This window comes from Bradyrhizobium sp. PMVTL-01 (assembly GCF_051861855.1).
GTDB lineage: Bacteria > Pseudomonadota > Alphaproteobacteria > Rhizobiales > Xanthobacteraceae > Bradyrhizobium.
On sequence record NZ_CP193982.1, the window covers coordinates 1988858 to 2011150 of the forward strand.

Here is a 22293-nt window from a genome sequence, read left to right on the forward strand (position 1 = left end):
GTGTTGAGCACCACTTAAGGGAGGCGTCCGTGGCAGAGGTTATACACCTCATGCTGATCATTTTCGCTGAGCCTTGAAGTGGCCCCCGGGATTTGGGACCAGAAGCCTAGTTGGAATGTAGCCGTTCCGTTTGGTAAACGGAGCGGACGTTGACGAAGAAGACGAGACGGAAGATCGACGCGGCGCTGAAGGGCAAAGAGCTGCACGCGGGCCTCGCCGCTGGATCGCCTTTTATAACGAGGAGCGCCCGCACCAGGCACACGGCTATCGCACCCCGATGGCGGTCTGGCGCGCCGGCGTTACAGCAAAGGCTGTGGACATGGTGGACAACGCCGAAGAGGCGTTGCCCACATGCCCACAACCTCAACAACAGACCAGACAGAGGGCCTCGCGGCCTGATGTCAGAAAATCGGAGCGGCGAGACTTCCAACTAAGAAGGCGGCGTCAGTGGTCCTGCTCCCGGGAACTTCAAGATGCCAAGCGCATTTGAGCCCGATCTATTCATGCCAGAACCATGCAAAAAGTTGAAATTCTTTTGTAAAATCAATAGAACGTGCATCCTTCCCAAGCTGCATACGAGGGTTCGATTCCCTTCCCGCTCCAATACTTGGCAGGTTTTCCCCAGGAAGTATTCTCCTTTTATTCTTGGGAACGTCCCGAGAGCCCACGCCCTCGCCGGAGTCTTCTGACTGCGGGATCCCGGGCTATTTCAACTCACTGTACAGTCGCACGCTGAGATCAAGGCGGGTCGGGCCAGGCTTTCTTAAGGCTGTCATCGCGTCAACCGTCGCTGATGGACTTAGTCCAGCAGGCCGACCTCGGGGAAGTGAGGAAAGCGAATGTCAGTTTTGAAACCATTCAAGAGAACTGCACGTCCAGAGATCGATGGAAAATATTCAGGCTATGGCCATTACGTTAAACATCCACACTACGCTGCAGAGCCCGTGCATTATGTTAGAGCGTTTGAAGTGTTGCAAAAAGATCTACTTGAGCTGTTTGACTACGTGGAGCCGGCAGACAAGAACAGCGAATGCTATTCGTATCGCATTCACGAGCTACACACACGAGCCTGTATAGAAGTTGAGGCAAATTGCACAGCGATCTTAGAGGAGAATAATTACCCAGGTAACAGCAACTGGAGCATGACAGACTACCGCAAACTCAATCAAACTCACCACTTGTCCTCGTTTCAGGTGAGACTCCCAATTTGGAAAGGCTCCAATAATCCTCGCACGCCTTTTGCTGCATGGAAGACAGGCGGCGCACTGCCTTGGTATCAAGCGTACAATAGCGCAAAACATTCTCGCCACCAAAACTTCGAACTAAGTAACTTCAGCAACATGCTTGATGCCATGTGCGGGCTTGTGGTGGTCCTTGCGTCTCAATTTGTCACTATCGACTTTGGCCCAGAAGGATACGTGGCTGAAAGTAGTCCTGTTGCGGGATATGAGATGGCTATCGGCGGATACTTCGAAATCAAATTGCCGGACGACTGGGCGCCGCAGGACCGGTACTCGTTCGATTGGCGGACAATCAGCGCCGACGGGGCGAATCCGTTTCAGACATTGAAGTCTGTTCCGTGAGCGATGGCCGGTCAAGGATGGCCGTAACTCGACCGTCCATTGACCGGCCAAATTGCGGACCAAGCATCAGGGCTTCGGAGGGTTTGTTAGAAGATTTTTGCGGCAGAGCATTATGGCCGAGATCGACGTTGCTCCCTGCCTCACCAATCGCACGATCCTAAATCAGCTCGAGGTTTGCAATAGAACCAAGGATGAATTCGAGCGGACCGAGCCGAAGCAATATACAGATTGGCTCGTTGAGAAGAACGGTTACTCTGGAACTAACAGCTTCCGCAAGGTCACCCGTCTCGTCAAGTATCTGCGGGACATCAAGGAGAGCTTCACGTGCTCCTCCGTGTTACTCACGACGATACTGGGCTATCATATCGCATCGACCGATAAAGACAGTGGTGGTTTTGCCGATACGCCGACGGCGCTGCGAACAATGTTCGGTCGCCTGGACGATTGGCTTCAGTCAAATAAGGCGAAGCCGGCCGTAAAGAATCCGTTCCTCTCTAGCGAGAACTTTGCGGTCGCCTGGACCGACGAAGAGTACAGTAACTTTCGCGACAAGATCCACACCTATCGCGAATGGGTTGATGATGCTTACGAAGAGGAGGATCGAAACGAGAGCATCTCAAAGTGGCGCCGCGTCTTCGGCAGCGACTTCGCTAAGGGCGAGGTGCTGGCGGAGGCCCGCAGCATCACGAAGTCCGCCGTTGCCTTGTTGAAGAGCAGCACAGCGCTGGGTTACGCGTTCACCGGTGACCTCGTCGAAGCTGTGCAGCGCGGCGGCTTCCAAATCCTTCCGCAGCGCTTCTATCGGCTGCCCTATACGGATAAGCCGAGGTGGAAAGAAGCCGATCAGTTGATTTCAGTGCGCGTCAAGGCTGACCTACATGAATCGGAGGAAGGAGCTTTCGTCGCGCCGGTCTCGGGAACGAACCCGCTATCCGCGGGCCAGTGGCTTCACTTCCGCGCTTTTTCAAGCGGTAGTCTGCCGTTTAGCGCCAATGACTATAAAGTCTATTGGCGGGTAACAAACACGGATGAAGCGGCATACCGCGCGAACGCGCTACGTGGAGAGTTTTACGAACCCGAAAGGGAGAACGGTCGTTGGGAAGCGCTATCGTGTCGCGGCGTGCACATGGTCGAGGCCTTCGTTGTTCGGAAGCGCGACAGCCGTCTTGTTGGGAAGAGCGACCCATTCCATGTCGTGATCGGATGAGCGGAATCATTGCCTCTCACGCTTGAAGACGACTTTGACAAGTTCCTGCCGACGCTGACGACCTCTCGGCAGGAGACTCAAAGTGCAGCCTCGCATCGGGAGGCAGTCGAAGGGCGTCTGAAGACTCGGTCTTAGTACGATGTTCCGAACGGGATCATTCGTCTCTGTTCGACCTGAACCGGGCGCCGGATCGCAATCCACATCTGGAGACGGCGATCATGAAGGCGGAACTCACGACCGGTCGATCACGCTTGCCCTAGAAACCTGCGAGTGTTTCGAAATCACTCATGCCGACGCGCGCAAGATAATCCGAACCACGGCTCAACGCGTCGAAAGAAAGACCGGAAAGAAGAAGACGAAGCAGATCAGAAGCTTTTCGTCATGACCGGTGCGGTACCGAACACCGAATGGCTTTCCGGGTACTTCGATCTCGATCCCAACGGCTTCGTGGTGACGGGCCGAACTTCCGAGGGCAGTGCTGTCTCCAGCCCCTATGCACCACGAAGGCTGGAGTCTTCGCGGTCGGCGACGTCAGGGCCGGATCGGTCAAACGAGTCGCCTCACGAGTCGGTGAAGGATCGGTCGTCCCCATCCATCAGCATCTCCAATCGACGTGATCGTCGGCGCTCAGGAGGGCTGGCGGCTTTAACCTCAACCGATGCAAGCGCATCGGTATCGTCAGGCGAGCTGCATCCTTCGCCAAAACGCAACTAGATATTGCATCGGAGTGTGCTAAAATCCGTCGCTCAATTTTCATTTTCGACGTTATTGCACATGAATCTTCCCGTCGCATGTCTCATGCTTCGAGCGGCCCGGTGCGTTCTTGCGGTCTCACTGGCAATTGCAACTCCTTTTATCCAAGCCCGCCCCGCCGATAGACCTACGACGATGACGCCTCCCAATACGGGCGGCATCTCGTTTCAGTCGATCGGCGAATTGGCACAGGATTCCGCTGGCCCGCGGCTTGGAAACGCGGAAGTCGCGGAGCCGACGGAATGGCGCGGGTCATTTTATTCGAAAACGGCGGGACATGGCTGCACGAGCACCCTGATCGGCCCCCAGACCCTGCTGACCGCTGCCCACTGTGTCGGGGCGGGTCAGGAGGCCTCCATCAAGATCAACGACGTATCCTACTCTGGAACCTGTATCCACCACCCCGACTATCCGGCAGATCCGAGCGCCGACTATGCGTTATGCAAGATGACACAGCCGGTGCCGGGTGTTCCGTACGAGAGGATTAACACCGATCCCAAGGCGCTCAAGGTCGGCATGTATCTTCGCCTGACCGGTTTTGGGTGTGTCAGCATAAGCGGCAACGGCCCTATCGACGACGTATACCGGGTCGGCAACTCCCCGATCACGGCACTGCCGGGTGAATTGCCCCACGAGCCGAACAGCATCATCACGACCGCTACAGTCGTCGAAGATGCCATCCTATGCCGGGGTGACAGTGGAGGTCCCGCATTCATCGAAAGCGACATGTCCTCCGCCAGGGTGGTGGCTTCCGTCAACTCTCGGGTATCGCCAGTACAGCGCCGCTCGTACATGTCCAGCCTAACGTCGGAAAAGGCGATGGCGTGGATCAAACAATGGTCGGATACCGCGGTCGACCAGCGCATTTGTGGTCTGCCAAACGCGCCGGATGGATGCAGATGAGGAAGCTTCTCGCGTCCGCAACCTTGATATACGTGTTCTTCTCGGCGACCTCGGCCGGCCGTGCCCAAACGGTCACCGTACGTGCGACCTCAGCGTTGTCCGATCAGGCGGTCCAATACTTGGCGGGCGTTTCGAAACCGAAGGAGTTGACGATACCTGCCGGCGTCAAACCGGAAACGTTCATGAGGGCGTTTTGCGGCGGGGGTCTGTCCAACACCTACCAGGAAGAGTTCTACAAGCTCAACGGCGAGAGTTTCGAGAGAGCGCCGGTGAACAGGCCACGAAATGTACTTGTGCCTGGATGCGTGCAATGGGCTCGCGATGCCAAAGTCCCATTGAGGCCGAACGACACGATCGACACCGTCATCCAGCGAGAAATAGGCACCGACTCCGAGGCCGTTCTGAAGCCCTGCGGGACCAACGATAAAGACCTCCGGTGCAACAAGACCATTCGACAACTCGTCCGCATTCTCAATCCGGACCTCAACCTGGATGATCCGAAGGACGCGAAGCAGGTCGTGCTGCCCGTCGTGAGCAAGTTCACGACGATCCAGTTGAACGATGCCGCTCCTCCGCCCCAGACCGTCGTCAATGAGCTCGAAAGACTTACTGCCACGACCGCTGCCGCCCCGCCGAACGTGCAAGCGCAGGCCGCAGCTCCCGGGGTTGAGGACATTGAGCTCATCAAACCGCTCAACTTCGAGACAGGATTCGTCGACAAATCCGATTGCAGCACGGCCGACCCCAATGCCGCATGGCCGATCAACGAGGCGGCGGTTTCGGCTGCCTTGGCGAGGAATAGACTGGCGCTAGAGGCGGCCGGCGCGACGGTCAAGCCGGCGCGCATAGCGGTTCTCGACACGGGCGTCGAATTGCCTTCAGCAGAAATTCCCGTTCAGTTGCTTGAACGTAACTTGCTCGAAGTTCCGAACAACAACGTCGATGACGACCGAAACGGCTTCATCGACGATGTGTACGGAATAGATGCGCGCGGCTTGGGGAAGATCGCGCCCGCCGCCAGCTACGAGGCCGCCGAGCACGGGTGGTACGTTGCCGATCTCGCCACGGGCGGAGCGAAGACCCGGCAGCTCGCCGGTCTCGCGCAGCATCTTCGGCTGAAGGTCGTCAACCTGGTCCTCGCTGATCAGAACAAATTTGAAATTCGCGAGGGCGCGATTCTTCGTGGCCTTCAGTATGCTTCGAGTTATGCGGACATCGTCAATCTTAGCGTCGGTTCGCCTAATAGCATGGACAACGTCGTCACTGCCGCGAGAGGTTACCCGAAGCTCCTTCTCGTCATAGCCGCGGGAAATAGAGGGAAAGATCTGAACATCAAGCCGCTGTATCCCGCTTTCTTCGGCGGGCAGCTTGGCCGCCTACAGGACCAGGCCATTACGGTCGCCGCGCACGGACCGGATGGGCGTCGGGCAAATTTCTCGAATTTCTCTGCGGAGTACGTTGATATTGCCGCGCCAGGCTGTGCCATCGTTCAGACCTCCCGACAAGGCGCGAGCGTCAGGAACTTCGGCACCTCGGTGGCGGCCCCTTTCGTGTCGTTCACAGCGGCTCTGATAAGGTCGCTCGGGATCGAAAACCCGAACGCGATCAAGAATCGGCTCATCGCATCGTCAAGGTATGTTCCGAAACTAGACGGGCTCGTCGTCGCAGCCGGCATTCTGGACCCTGTGAAGGCAGTCAGCGTCTACGAGGACGTTGTCGAAAAGTCCGACAAGGGCTCGGCGTGGCTGACTGGAAGGTGGAAGAGACCGAATTTCGTCAACCTCTGCTCCGACAGAGACGAGCTAGAGGCAAATCGAATTCGCAAGATCACGGTCCTGCCGCAGGACCCGTCGCGTCTTCGGGTGCTCTACGAGAACGACGATCACCGAGTGAGACCGTTCTTCTGCTCGCCCGCGGGAACTGGGATTGTCATCGACCAAACCACCGGCGGCACAGTGACCGTTCCGTGGAGCGAATTGTTCGATTTCGTTCCGGGCATGCGATTGACGTAGGCCCCGGTCTCTACTTCTGGCAGGAGCCCGACCCGACGTGGACGTCGAATGATGCGGCCGCCGCCGTCAGGCCGATGTTGCAAATCGCGATCTTGCCGCTGCTCGCGGGCTTGCTGCCATTGTCGAAGGCGGTGTTGTTCGAAGTACCCGGATACGGATCGCCGGCATCACCTCGGTTGAACTGTTTTATGTCTTCGAGCTGGAGCAATCCATCAGCCTGGATGACCGCGACGCCTTCGTTGCTGGGATCATTGTTGACGGTGTTGTTGAGCAAGCCGACTTGGGTCACCGCGTTGTTGATCCGCCATACGACGACGCCGGGGCCGGTCAAGGAATCGTCGAAGCCCTTCTTCGTCCGGTATTCGAGGAGATAGTAGACGTCGTTGGAAACGTTGATCCTCAACGCGTCCGGGAAGTCCTCGATCGGCCGAAGCGTCGCATGCGTCATATCCTCAGTCACAACGAGCGGCGATACCCAACCAAGAAACGCTTTCGACCACACCGACATATGGGACGGCCGCTCCGGAGTCTTGTTGTCGCCACCCCAGGATCCCGCTCCCATGAGGTCCCAGGTGCCCACGCCTTGCGATTTGGGCGTCCTGCCCGTGTTGTAGAGATCGGGAAGACCGAACGCATGGCCGAACTCGTGAGCGAACACCCCGATCTCGATCATACGTTTTCCGTCGCAATCCAGAGCAGGCATGATGACGTAATCGTCTATCCGGATACGGCGACCATCCTTCGCCTTGGCTTTCGTCTCGTAATCTTTGCCGTTCAGATCCGTGAGCCTGAAACGGTGCGACCAGATGTTGTTGTTGACCTGGCCATCAGGGGCACCGCACTCACCTCCGCGCCCCGGATGGACGAACGCGACGAAGTCGACGTAACCGTCGTCATCGTCGGAGTTAGGCACGCCATCGGGACCATCGTTGTCGTACTTCGAGAAATCGAGAGTCTTTTCGGCTGCCGCAAGCCCTGCGACGAGCAGTTCGCCGAGTCTTGCCGTCGGGCACATGCCATTGCAGGGGGTCTTTTTGGTTGTGCCACCCTGCTGCTGTTCCTGCACGACGCCTTCGTAGTAGGAGCCCGGCTTGCTTGCTTTCCACCAGGGAAGCACCTGTCCTTCCACGGAAAATTGGCCGTAGGAGATCTGCTTGTAGAAATCCGACATCGTGCCGCTCGGCCAAGGGCCTTTGAAAAGTTGCCGCTCAAGATCGGAGACCAAATAGGGGTCTTGTGCCGTATCTTTGTATTTGATCGCGATCACGGGAATCGACCTGCGGCCCTTGATCAGGGTTCCTCCGCGTTCGTCCGCCGCGTCGACGGTCAATATGCCTGTCTCAACGGCAACACGATTGGCCACGATCGACTTTGTAAGGTTCAGGAAGCCGCGTTTGGTGGTAAACCGACGGAAGCGATCAGCGAATTCCGTGTTGGGATACTCGCCTCCACCGGCCGGCGCCTCGGTAGCCCATGCGGTCGGCGCCGAAACGGCCATCACGGAAAGCGTAAAGTAGCTGACGAGGAGAAATTTGCGCATGACAAGCCCATCGCGCCCGATGAAAAAATGTTGTAGTATAGATCTGATGCAACCTTAAAACGATGGCTCTGTCAATCGTTATCGAGGAGATTTGGCTTGCCCAATCGCATACCAAGGTTCGCACCCATCGTCTTGCTACTCGCAGCCTCGGTTCCGGCGCACGGTCAGACATCAGGTCCGACCGGCTCGTCCCAGGTGCTCACCCCATCGCAAGTAATCGAGAACAAAGACAAACTCTTGAACAACAATCTCGTGGTCGAGGGCGTGCTCGAGAACGAGGGCACAAACTACTTCACCAATTCGCGGCTGGTCATCAGGCAACCCGGCTCGGATAAATCGGTCGTCGTGCGTTTGAGGACACCGCTCGAAATACAACGGCTACCGAGCGAGCAACAGAGCATCCCGCCTACCCAAGCCGACTATCTGGGGAAGAAGGTGAAAATTCAGGGCGTCTTAAAGGAACAGTTCGTTAAAGGGCTGGGCCGAGCGGTCGTGCTGGAGAGCGCCCAGCCCCCCTCGATCGAATAGACCTTCATCGTAAGAAGGTCCCCGGGGCAAGCCTGACCGGAGCCTGCTGCTGAAGCATCCTGTTCAAGTTTGGATCTTCGAGAGCTGGATTGCGATAGGGCAGTTGCGGCGCGCGTCGCGCTCTTGGTTTGCTCGCTACCGGGGGCGGCTCCGGCGTGACCTCCTCGCCTTGCTGACTTGGTGATGCGTCGGGCTGCAGCTGGGGCTGTCTAGCCGGCCTGCTGTCGACGACGCGTACCGGTCCAACGACCCGCACGGCCAGCGGGCCGGACGGCGGTGTCGGCTCCGACATCGCTACGACGAGATGATGCACGCCTTCGCGCTGATAACCGGCACCGGAATCCACCGTATTGACGATGCTGAAGACGAATCCAAAACGGGACCCGAGGCTGGCGATTACATCAACGTCGACGGTGTAGGTCAGCCCGCCGTGATTCTCGGGCCGGATTTGGTCAAGCGTGGCGGCTATCCAGGCTGCAAGACCGAGATGGGTCTGGGAAGGATCTGGCCCTTGGCATTTGTTGCCATAGATGGCGATGGCTTCCGGAATCGAGACGGCAAAATCGACGTGGCCGGTGTGCGTGAACTTTCCGCTGAGCGACCCGCTCGGAAAGATGTTGGGAAGCGCAGGATTCGGAATGGGAACGGTAGCCTTCGCATCTCCAGACAATGTGTCTATCAACGTCATATCCAGCGACGTCTTCACCAGCCATTTCGACAGTTGAAAGCGCGCAAATCGCGGGTCGGTAGCGACGGCCGCGACCTCGCACTGGATGCTCTGCTTGAATGTCTCGATCGTTGCGGCGCCGTGCCGCTCTTCCAATGGCAACAACGCACAACCGCACAAGCCCAGTGCGGTGCACAACGCCAGAACACTTTTCATCTTGCCCCCTTGCCCACAGCAAGGATGTCGTAACAACTTCTAAATGTAAAGACCCCGAGAAGTGCGCTGCGTTGGAAGGAGCCCTTTTGTTGAGGACTTGAAAGACATCCGGAATCGACGCAGGCGACAACGATCGCTCCCGATGCGCTCTGCCCCATCGGCGCTTATACCCAGGAGAAAGGCAGCGGTCACGTTCCTCGTCGTGAACGAGACTACCGTTAGTTGCACGCTCACTTCGTATCGTTTAGCGTATTCGCATTGTTCGCCGCCACGCTCCGGCGAGGCTTGCAGTGGTTTTTTGGAGTGCATTTGACACGCCCACCGCTCGCGTCTCCAAACCGACCACGGTCGTTTCTTGAGCGGATATCGCGCTTCGATGTGGAAGCCGTTTCATCCGGCGAGAGGTCGAAAAGGCGAGCGGGGCTATAGCGATCGTCGTGAGTCGCCGCAGCGGAGCCGTTGGACACGAGATTGTCTTACGCTGCTCCGCTAGGGCTTCTTCTGCTGCGTGGCCTGGGCGATGCTGCCGTCCTTCTTCGAGACGCGGACGGTGAAGCCGTTGCCGGTGGTCGGCACGGAGAACGTCACGACGTACGAGTCGCTGTCGGTTTCCATCCTGTCGAAATGGATCATGTCAGTAGTGAGCTTCGTTTCCTTGGCGACGAAACCGACGGCGGTCGTGACCGCGCCTTCGGGCGTGCTCGGCGGCGCGAACAGCCGGTTGATCGCGAACGTGACCGTACCGGCCAGCGCCACGGAAAGCGCGATGATTACGACGCGCGCGTGGTCGCGTACGCCCTTCGAATAGTTTTCGACGTCCTTCGTGTTCCGAGGGACCTTCGCGCTGACGGTCAGCAGATTGGCGTAGGCCGAGAGTCCCATGACGGCGAAGGCCACGACGAAGACCAGCCCAGCGCCGGCCAGCACCAGCACCCACTTCGAGAACGTGTCGCTCGGAACGCGCGACGGATCGGTGAAGAGCGCCGCCACGCCACCGATGCCGGCGAGCCCGAGCGTGAGCGTCTGCTTGAGGAACTCGAACCGGCCGGAGTTCGCGTCGATCGTGTCCTTGATCGGCGGGGAAGGCGGAGGCGCTGCATCGTTCATGGCCGGCTCAGACCGGCCAGCAGGTGCAGCCCGAGAGGCTTTCCCACAGCCTCATGTTCTGGAGGACGAACACGCCGCCGATCGTCCGCTTGGACGTCTCGACCTTGTCGCGCTTGTCGGCCTTCCTCGCGAGATCGAACAGAAACTCGGGCAGGGCGTCGATGACCCGATGAACGATGGGAGCCCGGTCAACGGCCACGGCGAAATCCCCGAGGCCGAGCGTATCCACATGGACCGCCTCGAGACCCTCCTTGAGGATGTTCTTCGCTTGCTGGCTTAGCGTCCAGCCCGACTTTTTCTCGAAATCCAGGAAGATGCTGTCGAGCGGATGGGGGGCGGCGGACTCGATCATGACCATGGATCACCTCAAGGGTCGCGCATGCGCGGGAATGCAAGCGAAAGGTTACCATATGCCGGCTAGGTGACAACCGTTCGGGTCGGGAACGGCCATCGGCCATCATGGTTCGATGAACGCCCGCTGCGCCCGGATCACGCCCGGCCCGCCTTGACCAGATCAAACCACCGCTTCAGGTGCTGATGCGCGCCACTAGCTAGAGTTCCTGACCCTATCCCCGACGAACTGAAACAGGACGTCATGTCGACGTTGGTCGAAGCGTTGGCCAACTACAAGGGTGAGAAGGCTTGCTATGGGACTGTTTGTGCAATCCGCAAGACGGGTTTCCGAGAGCGTCAAAGCGCAGGCAACGGAGCAAACAACAAAAGAAGGGTGATAGTCGGAATTGCTCGCTTGGCATCAGCCATTTCTCCGGCGGCAAGTGGCAACCAAATCTGACGGTCTGACGGTTTATACGAAAATGCTAAGCGACTCCTCCGAGATCAAAATGCACGTGCGCACAGCCATCGGGCGGCCGCACCTAGGCGGTCATCGCCGCGCTTCTGCAGACAGGTGAAGATGATGTTGTCATCCGCATGCCCGGCTCACACAAACTCTCGAACCGATCGCGCAGGCGGACAACGTCTAAATCGCTGCTCTCATGCTGTAGGAACCCGCAAAAACAAATGGGCCTATAACCATGTTCCAATTGAAATTAAGGGGACAGAGCGGCCGAGCTCTCGCTCGGCCTTGACGGACCGTAGGGTTACGCTCACCGAGCAGCTCTTTGGCTTTCGCAAGCTGGGTACGCGGATCACTAGCCGGCTTTGGGGGATGAAGCTGCGTTTGTCGCTTATTGCCGCCGACAGTGACAGACCTCTCGGTCCCAGCTCGGTTTTTCGATCCGGAAAACCTCCAGGCTGGGGCCGATATGGTCCACTCTGGAAGCACAGTAGACTTTGGCATCGAAGTTCCTCGCGCCGAGTGCGTCCAGCGGATTGGGTCTTCGGGCGTGTTCCCTCCGCGCGCAGGTTGTTGCCCAAGGCCTGCGAGCTTGTCTACAATCTCACCGTGTGCCGTTCGCACATGACATTTGAGAGTTTCGGCATCCGCGATTCACATATGTAGTCGCGGGTCGCTGCAGTTCAGTCATTTTTGAGAACTCGTTTTTGTAACGCATTGGAACACCATGTCGTGTAAAGCAATAGTCTCAGCTTACGTACGCTTAAGAAACCAGCAGGCGCTTGAAGATATGAGAGACCTTCGGCGCGAATTGCTCGAGTCCGCGTCCGGCTCCGCAAGCAAGCACGTTCAAGCTGATCTCCGATTGATCGAGGATGGGTTGGAACAGCTCCGCCGTCGCAAACTTTGAGGCCGCATTCGCTGCCGAGGCCCTGCCGCTCCGGCATTGAGCGCCGTGATCGCCTGCTCCAGCGGGCGCTTAGCGCCGACGTACAGATCCGACAGCTCGCTGGGGCGGTGCGTTTGATGTTGAGCCGGGACACCTGAAATTAGCGCTCCTTTTGCGCGTGCTCGGCCTCGACGGCGCGCAGCAGGGCTGCGAGGCTGGAATATTCCACCCCATTGCGAGCGTAGCGGTTGACGCGCTCGACATAGCGCGCCGATCCGTCGGGCTTGCCGCGCCAGCTGAACAGCAGCACGGCGCTGTTGTGCTGGCGCAGAACGTGGCCGGCGCCACTACCGAAATTCTTGCTCATGGCGTGGCGCTTCATGGCCGGCCTCCAGTTCCCCAGCTCCGACTCGTCCATTCCCGGATGAGCGTGCCGGACCGGGACGTTCCTATTGTAGGCGAGGAGGGATTCGGCGGGGGTGAACAGCTTCACACTTCTTGGTTTTCAGGCGGGTTGGAATAGGCTGACAGCTGCACAGCTCGGGAGCCTTGGGACCAGAGTTCACTGTCCAGCATGCCAGGCGGCCCCGGCGTCGGGGGGGCGGCAATATTCGATCGCGGCTGACGCCACCAGATCCTCGCCAGCCTTCTTTAACCGCGCATAGGTCGTTCCGCTCTCGTGCATCTCCAGCCAGTGGTGCTCGACGGCATACTTGATTCCGGCGCCAAACTCTGGGCCGGTTGCCTTGCAGCCGATCTTGGAAAGGAAGGGGGCGTAGGTGATTCAGAAGTTCGCGCGTCCGGTCGTATCGGCGAGAACATCGAGCCGCTTGCCGTCCTTCATGAATTGAAGGCTTTGACGAACTGGCGTTGATCGTGGAGTGCCATGGTTATTTGTTCCGTTTGCATGCTGACTTGATAGGTTTAGCGCCGGGGTTATCCCGATCTTCCTTGGCAATGGGGCTGTAACAGTGCTCGCCGTGAACCGGGTATTCAACATCGCCGTTTGGGTAGAAATGGCAGAGAGTGCCGCCAACGCACATGTTCGGATCGAAAGTGTGCCGCTTTGCGGCGTTCGCCGACGACCGGCAGCAACAGCAGAATGAGAACGAGTACTTCATGGCTTCCTCCTGAATGGAACGACGCCACCCGGTTCATCGAGGGGGTGGCGGCCTTCGAGCGGCACCATTTGGTATCCGTCGCCGATGGCGTGATATCGCGGCAAGCTCCAACGGCTTGCGCGCCGCGGCTTCGGGGTTTGAGTACGGCCGCTCGTTAGTCAGGTTCATCGATATTCCATAGCCAATGGCGGCTTGCCGCTCTCAAAATCGTGGCGCCGCGTCTGCCGCAGGCCCGGCAGATGAACCGCGACTCGATATCCGATAGGCGTACATCATCAGCCCATTGATCGGCGCTCAAGGCAACGCTGCGGCAATCGGCGCAAAATACGATGATGCCGCGAACACGCATCTCGCGCATCTCTGCAAACGTGATCTTGCGCGGTCGTCATCGGGGTGCGATGGCGTGTGGCGTTGGGCTGACATGGACATGCCGCCAATGATCGCTCCGATCGCATGCTCGGGGAAGCCGCTAGGGGTTGGCCTGAAGGCCGGTCAAACCCGTCACGCATTGGTCAACCCTGACAAAGGGGGCCGTTGCTTGCGTTTAGGTGAAACTTGCTCCTGACGGGAGCAAGGTCCGCGACCCGGACCTTGGGTGGGCGCCCCGCTTATGGACGTGTGACGCACGTCACAGCGACCGCCGCTTGGAATTCGTATCCATCCCTGCACCGGGGCAATAGAGCCGTCGGCAACGGAGGGAAAGCAGATGAAGATGACCATTCGTGATCTGTCAGCCGACGAGCTGGAAGCAGTTTCGGGCGGCAAGCCGAGCAGCCCGGTCAGTGTTCCCGCTAATGCGTTCGACAAGCTGCTGGCGTCGATCGACAAGAATCTTGAAGCGGTGAAGCAGTTGAAGCCCGGCGGTTACCTTCCGCCCGGTTAAGGCGTAACATGTGGCCATGGGGGGTCTTTAGACCCCCCTAATGCGCGTAACCACCCGTTGCACCACGATGGTGCCCACGCCGAGCGTCTTGCCGATCTTCAGGATACCCATTCCCTCGGCCTTCAGAGCCGGTATGCCGGAGGGCTTGGCAAAGCTCCGATTAGGAAGTTGCCCTGTGTGCTATGATAGTTTTTTCTTTCGGCACGATGTTGAATGAACCGGAAGCGATGCGTGCCTTGATCGTGTTCGCACTCGGATGATGGATCCTTACTAATCTTCTTACTTCCTCGAAGGTGGTATTGCATTCAGCTCCAAGAACGACCTCGGTCAGTTTTAGCCGGCTATCGAAGGGATAGAAATGCAGGCCGCCTTCTTGGGAGGTCAGGTGCACCAAATCGAGAAGCACGCGCCACTCTTGCTCGTATCTCCAGCTTTCGTATTTCGTGTAAAGCAAGGCGTCTAAGATCTCGCCGTCGTCTTTGGTGCGGGCTTCTACGTCGCCAAGACGTGCCTTGCGATAACTGACCTTTCTCGCGAGGCCGTCTTCGACATCAAAACCTAGGCAAATACCGCGGTGCCTATCGCCGTAGTGCGCCCACAGCACCGGATCCGTCCAGTCTTCGCTAAAACAGAGCAATCCGCGCTCATCGTTCAGCTTGTTTTTATTCTCTTCAAGGCCAAGCCGAATTTCAGCCCGCAAAGTTGTGCGAGCCAGCAGTTCGAAGGGATCGTTCAGAGACTTGAACCTAGCAACCTTCAGCCGACTGAACACGATGTTGCTGATCGCGTATTCTGCGGAAGTCAGATGGTACAGACGCCGAAATCCATCGGGTGGGGGAGGAACCACCGCAGCGCTTCCCATATCTCGTGAGTAGCCTTTGGCGACCCAAAGCGGTCTCAAGTGTTCATTGTATGCCATTTCTCGTAGCCCGCCGCCGTTTGTAACGTGCTGATACTGTTCCGCAACCGCTTGGCGAGTGCAAGCACTGGTGTGGCAACAAAGCTTTGGATGAGGCCGGCAATGCCATTGACCCGCCGCGACTCAAGAGCGCCCTTCCGCAGCGCAATTCTGCGCTTTGCGGAGGCGAGCATGTCCTGTGTCCTCGCCGCTCCGCTGACGAACATCGCACTCAGCATTGCCAGCGCGCCGCCGATCGTCGTGGCGCGAAAGAACACCCAACCGATAATATGGCGACGAGGTGAGAGCCCATGTGGCGGCGCGCGAGGGCAGAGCATCAGAGCTGAAGCGTTCGCGGAAGGCGTGGTTGATCAGCAGCAACGTGCCGCGCGTCGGTTGCCGCCGAGCGGAATGTAGAGGTAGTCCCTCAGAAATTGCGACAGCGTCACGTGCCATCGCCGCCAGAATTCGACGATCGACAGCGACTTGTAGGGAGAGTCGAAGTTCCAAGGAAAGCGGATGCTGAACATGCGGGCGAGGCCAACAGCCATGTCGCTGTAACCGGAAAAGTCGAAATAGAGCTGGAACGTGTAAGCCAGGGCGCCGGCCCAAGCTGCCGTTGTGGTGATGAGCTCTCCGCGATCAGCTGATGCGAAGACGGCATCAGCCATGGGGGCGAGGTGGTCCGAGAAGATCGTCTTCTTTGCGAGACCGGTCACGAAGATCAGACAGCCAAACGCGAAGTCATTCAGGCGTCCCGATGCGCGAAGGGGCGACAGGAATTGCGGGATGATCGGCGAGTGGTGCACAATGGGGCCGGCAAGCAGGTGCGGGAAGAACGCGACAAAGAGAGCGTACTCGATGAAGCCGTGACCTCGCTTGCCCTTCAATGTATCGACCAGATAGGCGATCCGGACGAAGGTGAAAAAGGAAATGCCGACTGTGGAGTAACCGGCTCAAGCTGTGGCGGCAGCACGAATTGAAGGTTCCTCATTCAGGAAGGGCGAGGCTTTGTCACATAGGAATTTGACCGGTTTGATTGATATTTTCTCGACATAGCACTATTGCGCGGTACGATGCTGGCTTTCGGTTCTCATTTTCAGTGCGAGGAGCCATGAAAGTTATCCGAGACCCGCTCTTTATTGGGCATGATGGCGGCGGCACTACCTACACGGAAGCGGAGCTTTACTTCTATCTCGTCTTTAACAAGATCCCTGATGATCCTGCTACTCAGGAAGGCTACAACGAGTTTTACAAAAAAGGCTCAGCGACTTCAGAGCGATTCATTTTCGTTGTCATCGATCTTTCAGCGGACAAACGACTCCAGACGAACTTGGACAAGACACCAGAAGGTGCCAAATTTTACCGCAAGATAGTTGATCAAGCGCCTCTTCTGGCAATCGGCACGCGTCCGCTAGCTGATGCGGAGAATATCGGTAACGTCGTCCTTCTTCCGATCACTGACTACAAGAAGAGCGCCGCCGAAATTGAAAGCCGGATTGCTGAACTTGCGCACCCGGTCAAACGCAAGACGCTCGACTTCCTAAAGCGCACGAACGACTATCTTCAGCTGAAGCCCTCGTTTATGGGGATCGGCGTCAACCTAAATCAAATCATCACCGATCTCATCAAGCGGATCGAAGCGTCCGCTTGAGTTCGGGTGCTACCGAGCTTCTGTCGGCACTATCGGTGTAAGTGCCTGGAATTCGTGGGCTTGGGAGGCCACGGCGGAGCGCCTCAGAACGCCCGGGCTGGAGTTCATTTACAAAGCGTGCCATCAATTGAGCAATAAGCAGTCCTCGCCCATGGGGTGATCCGCCCCACCTTTGCATGCGCTGGCATCGGAAAACGACCTGTTGCCCACGATTAAGCGCGGCAGTTCTGGACTCTTCCTGCGTGTTAGGCTTGTTTGGCTTCGTATTCCTTGTAATGCGGCAACCTCCGCTTGGCACTTTGAAATCATTGCGGTCATGCGGTGCTGTTGACGCGCAGGGCGCCGTTTGCCTGCTTCTGTAAAAATTACTTTCTTGGCTCGCCTTTGCGTTTGAGCACCATTCAGCGGCGCCTGTAGTTAGCGCGCTTCTTTTTGTCGGTAATCGGCATTGTTGGTCGCGTTGTCAACTGATCGGCGCAAAGCTCGTTTTGCCAAGGCGCGAGATGTGGTATGTATCGTCCAAATTAGGCACGATTCGGTGCGACGATGGTCCGAAATCCTCCGCAGTCTCCTCCCGCATCGCATGCCAAATGCGTTTTTGGCGTATGCAGTCAGGCCCTTTTAGGGTTGTTCGCGGGATTAGCAGTTACAGACGTTATGGTTGCGCACTACCCCGGAATGCCCCAGGGATTCCCCTCGTTGGTGGGTTTGATCGCAGGAATAATGGGAGCGATTGCGGTTGGTTGCTGCTAGAACATGTCTACCCCGGGAACAACGCCTGAGCCATCACAGAATTTGTCGTACGTGGCGTGGTTAGCGGTAGCTGGCACCGGCCTCGTCGCCTTGGCCGCGCTCTTAGCAAAGTTCATTGATCGGCCTGCAGAAATCCTCATCGTCGTTTTATGGGCCATTGGGATTATCGCCCAGATCATGGCTGGCGGAATAGCAATTTATCACTACTTCTTCTCCCCACCACAGTCGCACTAGAGCATGATGTTTTTGACTGGAATCGGGGTTCCCAGAGCGGGCGATTTCTGATTCAAGCCCCATGCTGGAGTGCGGAGGCCAGCATGGATGACGCGCCCCTATTCGGAAGACATCCGTGAACGCGCCTTGGCTCGCGCTGACGCGGGCGAGACGGTTCGTTCGATCGCAGAGGCGCTACAGATCAGCCCCTCGTGCGTGACGAAGTGGAAGAACCTAAGGCGTGATACCGGGGGCCTGGCGCCCGGCCAGATCGGCGGCCACAAGAAGCGGGTTCTGTCGGATGCCAACGCCGACTGGCTGCGCAAACGCATTCGCTCGGGGCCATTCACCTTGCGCAAGCTGACGCAGGAGCTGGCTGCACGGGGGATCAAGACAGATGTGCGGGCGGTGTGGACTTTTGTTCACGCGAGGGGCTCAGCTTCAAAAAAACGCTTCTACCAGCCGAGCAGGATCGCCCAGACGTCGTCCGTAAGCGGACCCGATGGAAAGCGCATCAAGGCAGGATTGACGTCACGCGGCTGGTTTTCATCGACGAGACGTGGATCAAGACCAATATGGCGCCGCTACGCGGCTGGGGGCCTTGTGGGCAGCGCCTCCAAGCATCTGCACCTTTCGGCCATTGGAAGACGATGACCTTCATCGCGGCCCTGCGTCATGATCGGATCAGTGCGCCTTGGGTGATTGATGGTCCCATCAATGGTGAACTCTTCACGCTGTACGTCGAGAAGGTGTTGGCACCCACCCTCGCACCGGGCGAGATCGTCGTTCTCGACAATCTTGGCAGCCACAAGGGCAAAGCGGCTCGCCAAGCTATCCGCGCCAGAGGAGCCCACCTTATCTTCTTGCCGCCCTACAGCCCTGACCTCAACCCGATCGAGCAGGTCTTCGCCAAACTCAAACACCTCATGCGTAGTAGATGGCGCCGATACAGTCGTCTTCAAGGAAGGTAGCGCGGCCGTTCATTTGGGCGACACCTTTGGTATAGGCACCCGCACGATCACTGCTAGCGCCCTTGATGAGGCCGGCAATCTCACAACCGAGACCTCCAAGATCAATGGGTGTTGTTCACGCCAACCAACCACGATCCAGTCGCAATTTCCGACAGCAATGGCGTAGCAAAAGGCAGGGTTGTTACAGCGTCGGCGGCCATTGGCGTACTCTCAAACGACAGCGACCTCGATCACGATCAACTGTCAGTCGGCTCGGTTACGGAGATGATTTTGGCGCAGGAGCAAGCCGCAAACTGGGCAGAGAAGTAAACTCCTTCCGCTGTCCCAACGTAGACACGAATCTAGCTGGAGAGATCAGCCTCGTCAGATCCGCCGAAATGGCGTTCACGAGCGAAGGGCTTAACCTCAATACCAAACTCTCGGGCTCGAGCGGGGCGTTCGGCGGCAACTTTGTCATCACCAAGAATCTGAATGCCGTCGGCCCCACTTGAACTTTGACGCATAAGGCCGGACAGCCTTCTTGGATTGTCGGAAGTGAATACGTACAAGCTGACGTTCGGCTTTGCCGAGCGATCGGCGATGGGAACCATTGCCGCGCGGCGCAAACTTCGCGAGCGCTCTCTGTACTGAACAACATTCTTACCAATCAAATTTCCACGCAGCTCGGAACGCTGAGGGGATTTACCTTCCTAATCGGATCCGTTCGGTTGTATGTGTCCGAGCGAACCTGCACCAGTGGTTCGTCATTACAGTGTGTTGCGAGAAAGTCGGAGGGGGAACGCTATCAGGAATCTCGAGGTGAAGTTTCTGCCTATGCCCGCCGACGAGCCACATGTTGCGGACCAAGATCGAAACGGCTGCGCTTGCCAGGGTGAGACCATTCAAGAAAATCACTCGAAAGACTGATGGGACAATCTGGTCTGCGCTCGCAGCATGAAACGGCTACTTCTGGAGCGAACCATGCACAGGTGTTGCTGGCGAGGATGCTCTCGGCAGAGTAATGCAGCTGAACTGAATGTCGTCACTTCAGCCGCATCCGTGCTCAACGGACTTTGCCGCAGTTTTTCAACAGAAGACAGACCACAAGCTCATCGTTGAATATGGAATAGCTCCTGACCTTAAAAAATCCCGTCGTCGATGCCGAGACGGGAACTAAGATCCGATTTTGGTTGCAGAAAATTCTGACGCAACTAGGATGTAGGCCGTGAATCTCTTTGATTTATTTTTGCGGAGGATTTGTCATGAAGGCGTTGCCCTGGTCGTCGTCAGCGGCCTTGCCGCCGACCGAAAATCAACCCATTGCGCCCGTCATCGAAACTGCCGGCAGTGATGGCAGCGCCGAGTCCAGGGGCGAATCGCAGCAGGATCTGCTTGTCTTCGGAAAATCGGATATCAAGATTAAACCGAAGGGCGTGCGGGTCGGCAACGAAACAGTGCTGGGCACCGACGACCGCGTCAGAATTACCAATACAAAGGCCCCGCCGTGGCGCAAGATTGCCGGCCTCAAATTGAAGCCTCGGCCGCCACAGACATCTTCGTACATCGGGACGGGGTGGTTTATCGGCCCTAAGACCCTGCTGACCGCAGGACACTGCGTTTACAGCCCGTCGGATTTCAACGGCTGGATCGGTTCGATCGAGGTCTCGCCTGCGCAGGACGCAGGCGTATCTCCCTTCAGGACCGTGACCGCCACGAAGTTCTTTGCGCTTCAGCAATGGATCAACTCGGCCGATCCCGATCATGACATCGGTTGCATTCAGCTGGCGGAGCCGCTGGGCGAGGAGGTCGGCTATTTCAAGATCGCGTCGCAGACGGATGCCGAGCTCGAAAACGCTCTCGTCAACATTTCGGGCTATCCGGGTGATCTCGACAACGGGCGAAACCAGTACTTCCACCAGAACAGGGTGCTTCGGACGTCCGCACACCGCATCTATTACGACGTCGATACGTACGGAGGCCAGAGTGGCTCGCCTGTCTGGGTCCAGGCGTCGGCGACCAGCGAAGCTGTTGCCGTTGCGGTGCACGCTTATGGAATAGGTGGCACGGCGCCCAGTCTCGGCGTGACGGCGAATTCCGGACCGCGACTTTCGCCGGAGATCGTGTTGACGGTGAAGGAGTGGTTGCAGGCCGCCTCGGCTTGACAGCTTCCGTGCCGCGCAGCCGGTGCTTCATTCATGTGACCCTCCGCGATGGGCAGCCGCTTGCCGGTGCCCGGATCGCCGTCGAGCAGGCAAGCGGTCCAGTGCCGGAACTGATGTATCAAACGGATGCGGACGGGCATGCCCAGATCGGGCTTCCAACCGGAAAGGTTCGGCTGCGCATCTTCACCGCCTCTGGCGAGAGCCGCTCCGTAGACATCAATGTCGGAGCGGAGCCGGACAAGACCTATTACGTAACAATCGATCTGCCCTGATGACGGTCCCCTGCGGAGAGACGCCATGATAAGTCGAGCCCGCTTCCCGGAGTCCGCTGAGGAACGCGCCGAACGAGTCATCAAAGACATCAAGAAGCTGGGGCTCGGACCAGCGGCGGCGCCGCGAGAAGTCGGCGAATTGGAGTCGGTAGCGCCGAAGTCACCGTCGTTGCAGGAGGTTGAGCGGCGGATCGAATGGAATCTCAAAGCGGCGTCTCCCGGCGCGACGGAGCTCGCTCGGGCGGTTGCCAACAAGACCGCACGGGAAGGACTCGACCTTGCCGCCTCGCTCGCCGGCGGTTACGTCAGCCATCACGATCTCAACACAGGGCAATTGGCGAATCTGGAGGCCGTGATCCAAGTCATTGGGCGGCCAGCCTGGTTCGTCGAGGGCGATGCGCCCGACACCAGGGCGGCGACTGCGAAGGACGACTTCTGGGTTGCGTATATCAATACGGCACAGAACGCGATCCTGGACATCTGCGCGCGGGTTGGCTGCATCATGGTCGGCAGCGCGGAGCCGTTCGTTCCTGTTGCGACCGGCTGGTTGATTGGCAGGAACACGCTGGTGACCAATGCGCATGTCGCCGGTGCGGTGGCCCGACAGAACGCTGCGCTGGCGGCCACCGACGCGCGCCAGGGATGGCGGTTGCGGACCGATCGGCCAGGCGTCGTAGATTTCCGCTTCGAGAAGGGAGGCTCGAAGCATTCGCGGTTCGCCATCGACGAGGTGCTTTATGTCGAGGGCGCTGACAAACCGGATCTCGCGATTTTCCGGCTGAAGCCGCCGACGGCGGACGCGGCAGGCGGCATGCCGTCACCGATCGTGATGGATCTGAAGGCGCAGTCCAACGGATGGGCGAAACGGAACGTTTTCGTCGCAGGGCACCCGATCAAGGACCTCACGGACGATCAGAACGTATTCAAGGTTTTCGGTGAGCTCGACGGCACCAAGCGCTTTTCTCCGGGTTGCGTGCTGGAGCTTCTCGGCACGGATGTACTGGCCCACGACTGTTCGACGACCAATGGGTCCTCCGGCAGTCCGCTGGTGGATTTCGCGTCGTCGAAGGTTGTGGGACTGCATTATTTTGGCCGCCCCGGAGCGCGCAACGAAGCCGTGCTCCTGTCGGCAATAGCCGATCACCCTGCGATCGTCCGAAGCCAGACGGGGGAGTGGGGTATCTAA

General features: G+C 58.0%; 20 protein-coding genes and 3 pseudogenes. 15 read left to right on the plus strand and 8 right to left on the minus strand.

The features are described 5' to 3' along the window. The first annotated feature begins 130 nt into the window (after positions 1–130). From ACRQ5Q_RS09110 to ACRQ5Q_RS09135, 6 genes and pseudogenes are all read left to right on the plus strand, one after another. Positions 131–490 (plus strand): integrase core domain-containing protein, encoded by a 360-nt coding sequence (locus ACRQ5Q_RS09110; RefSeq protein ID WP_439397242.1) that lies wholly within the window; start codon positions 131–133, stop codon positions 488–490. A gap of 349 nt (positions 491–839) precedes the next feature. Further along, complete coding sequence (locus tag ACRQ5Q_RS09115) at positions 840–1583, plus strand: hypothetical protein (RefSeq protein WP_439397244.1); 744 nt, start codon at positions 840–842, stop codon at positions 1581–1583. A 112-nt stretch (positions 1584–1695) separates the two neighbouring features. Further along, positions 1696–2790, plus strand: coding sequence for a nucleotide-binding domain-containing protein (locus ACRQ5Q_RS09120; protein ID WP_439397246.1), 1095 nt, complete (start codon positions 1696–1698; stop codon positions 2788–2790). Between the two features lie 372 nt (positions 2791–3162). Beyond that, positions 3163–3407, plus strand: a pseudogene (locus tag ACRQ5Q_RS09125) (hypothetical protein); the annotation flags it as partial. Between the two features lie 271 nt (positions 3408–3678). Then, positions 3679–4446: a trypsin-like serine protease gene (locus tag ACRQ5Q_RS09130; RefSeq protein ID WP_439397248.1), complete on the plus strand. Its 768-nt coding sequence runs from the start codon at positions 3679–3681 to the stop codon at positions 4444–4446. After that, positions 4443–6458: a S8 family serine peptidase gene (locus ACRQ5Q_RS09135; RefSeq protein ID WP_439397250.1), complete on the plus strand. Its 2016-nt coding sequence runs from the start codon at positions 4443–4445 to the stop codon at positions 6456–6458. Before ACRQ5Q_RS09130 ends, ACRQ5Q_RS09135 begins: the two co-directional genes overlap by 4 nt. Before the next feature lie 10 nt (positions 6459–6468). Here the strand turns inward: ACRQ5Q_RS09135 and ACRQ5Q_RS09140 are convergent, their stop codons facing one another. Further along, on the minus strand, positions 6469–7998 hold the full coding sequence (locus ACRQ5Q_RS09140) for a M6 family metalloprotease domain-containing protein (RefSeq protein ID WP_439397251.1): 1530 nt from the start codon (positions 7996–7998) through the stop codon (positions 6469–6471). A 237-nt stretch (positions 7999–8235) separates the two neighbouring features. On the opposite strand from ACRQ5Q_RS09140, the gene ACRQ5Q_RS09145 reads away from it, so the two are divergent. After that, entirely contained in the window at positions 8236–8526 is a 291-nt protein-coding gene (locus tag ACRQ5Q_RS09145) for a hypothetical protein (RefSeq protein WP_439397252.1), read from the plus strand. A 4-nt stretch (positions 8527–8530) separates the two neighbouring features. Here the strand turns inward: ACRQ5Q_RS09145 and ACRQ5Q_RS09150 are convergent, their stop codons facing one another. The 4 genes from ACRQ5Q_RS09150 to ACRQ5Q_RS09165 form a co-directional block, all read right to left on the minus strand. Next, entirely contained in the window at positions 8531–9409 is an 879-nt protein-coding gene (locus ACRQ5Q_RS09150; protein WP_439397254.1) for a hypothetical protein, read from the minus strand. A 489-nt stretch (positions 9410–9898) separates the two neighbouring features. Beyond that, the gene (locus ACRQ5Q_RS09155) at positions 9899–10516 is read right to left on the minus strand and encodes a hypothetical protein (RefSeq protein WP_439397255.1); all 618 of its coding nucleotides are present in this window, start codon (positions 10514–10516) and stop codon (positions 9899–9901) included. Between the two features lie 7 nt (positions 10517–10523). Then, positions 10524–10874 (minus strand): hypothetical protein, encoded by a 351-nt coding sequence (locus tag ACRQ5Q_RS09160; protein ID WP_439397257.1) that lies wholly within the window; start codon positions 10872–10874, stop codon positions 10524–10526. Positions 10875–12361: 1487 nt separating this feature from the next. Next, complete coding sequence (locus tag ACRQ5Q_RS09165) at positions 12362–12583, minus strand: hypothetical protein (protein WP_439397259.1); 222 nt, start codon at positions 12581–12583, stop codon at positions 12362–12364. 1445 nt (positions 12584–14028) lie between these two features. Between ACRQ5Q_RS09165 and ACRQ5Q_RS09170 the strand changes: the two genes are divergently transcribed. After that, the gene (locus tag ACRQ5Q_RS09170; RefSeq protein ID WP_439397261.1) at positions 14029–14205 is read left to right on the plus strand and encodes a hypothetical protein; all 177 of its coding nucleotides are present in this window, start codon (positions 14029–14031) and stop codon (positions 14203–14205) included. 160 nt (positions 14206–14365) lie between these two features. Here the strand turns inward: ACRQ5Q_RS09170 and ACRQ5Q_RS09175 are convergent, their stop codons facing one another. The 3 genes from ACRQ5Q_RS09175 to ACRQ5Q_RS09185 all read right to left on the minus strand — a co-directional run bounded on the left by ACRQ5Q_RS09175 (position 14366) and on the right by ACRQ5Q_RS09185 (position 15993). Next, the gene (locus ACRQ5Q_RS09175; RefSeq protein ID WP_439397263.1) at positions 14366–15124 is read right to left on the minus strand and encodes a DUF2971 domain-containing protein; all 759 of its coding nucleotides are present in this window, start codon (positions 15122–15124) and stop codon (positions 14366–14368) included. Continuing rightward, positions 15103–15381: a hypothetical protein gene (locus tag ACRQ5Q_RS09180; protein ID WP_439397264.1), complete on the minus strand. Its 279-nt coding sequence runs from the start codon at positions 15379–15381 to the stop codon at positions 15103–15105. Before ACRQ5Q_RS09180 ends, ACRQ5Q_RS09175 begins: the two co-directional genes overlap by 22 nt. 93 nt (positions 15382–15474) lie before the next feature. Next, the gene (locus ACRQ5Q_RS09185; RefSeq protein ID WP_439397266.1) at positions 15475–15993 is read right to left on the minus strand and encodes an MBOAT family O-acyltransferase; all 519 of its coding nucleotides are present in this window, start codon (positions 15991–15993) and stop codon (positions 15475–15477) included. 224 nt (positions 15994–16217) lie between these two features. On the opposite strand from ACRQ5Q_RS09185, the gene ACRQ5Q_RS09190 reads away from it, so the two are divergent. From ACRQ5Q_RS09190 to ACRQ5Q_RS09220, 7 genes and pseudogenes are all read left to right on the plus strand, one after another. Beyond that, the gene (locus ACRQ5Q_RS09190; RefSeq protein WP_439397268.1) at positions 16218–16757 is read left to right on the plus strand and encodes a hypothetical protein; all 540 of its coding nucleotides are present in this window, start codon (positions 16218–16220) and stop codon (positions 16755–16757) included. A gap of 1074 nt (positions 16758–17831) precedes the next feature. After that, positions 17832–17981, plus strand: a pseudogene (locus tag ACRQ5Q_RS09195) (helix-turn-helix domain-containing protein); the annotation flags it as partial. A gap of 152 nt (positions 17982–18133) precedes the next feature. Beyond that, positions 18134–18670 (plus strand): annotated as a pseudogene (locus ACRQ5Q_RS09200) (IS630 family transposase); the annotation flags it as partial. A gap of 132 nt (positions 18671–18802) precedes the next feature. Further along, entirely contained in the window at positions 18803–19003 is a 201-nt protein-coding gene (locus ACRQ5Q_RS09205) for a hypothetical protein (RefSeq protein ID WP_439397270.1), read from the plus strand. Between the two features lie 932 nt (positions 19004–19935). Further along, on the plus strand, positions 19936–20835 hold the full coding sequence (locus ACRQ5Q_RS09210; RefSeq protein WP_439397272.1) for a trypsin-like serine peptidase: 900 nt from the start codon (positions 19936–19938) through the stop codon (positions 20833–20835). Then, positions 20832–21107 (plus strand): carboxypeptidase-like regulatory domain-containing protein, encoded by a 276-nt coding sequence (locus tag ACRQ5Q_RS09215; protein WP_439397274.1) that lies wholly within the window; start codon positions 20832–20834, stop codon positions 21105–21107. The genes ACRQ5Q_RS09210 and ACRQ5Q_RS09215 overlap by 4 nt, the downstream gene beginning before the upstream one ends. A 25-nt stretch (positions 21108–21132) precedes the next feature. After that, entirely contained in the window at positions 21133–22293 is a 1161-nt protein-coding gene (locus ACRQ5Q_RS09220) for a trypsin-like serine peptidase (protein WP_439397276.1), read from the plus strand.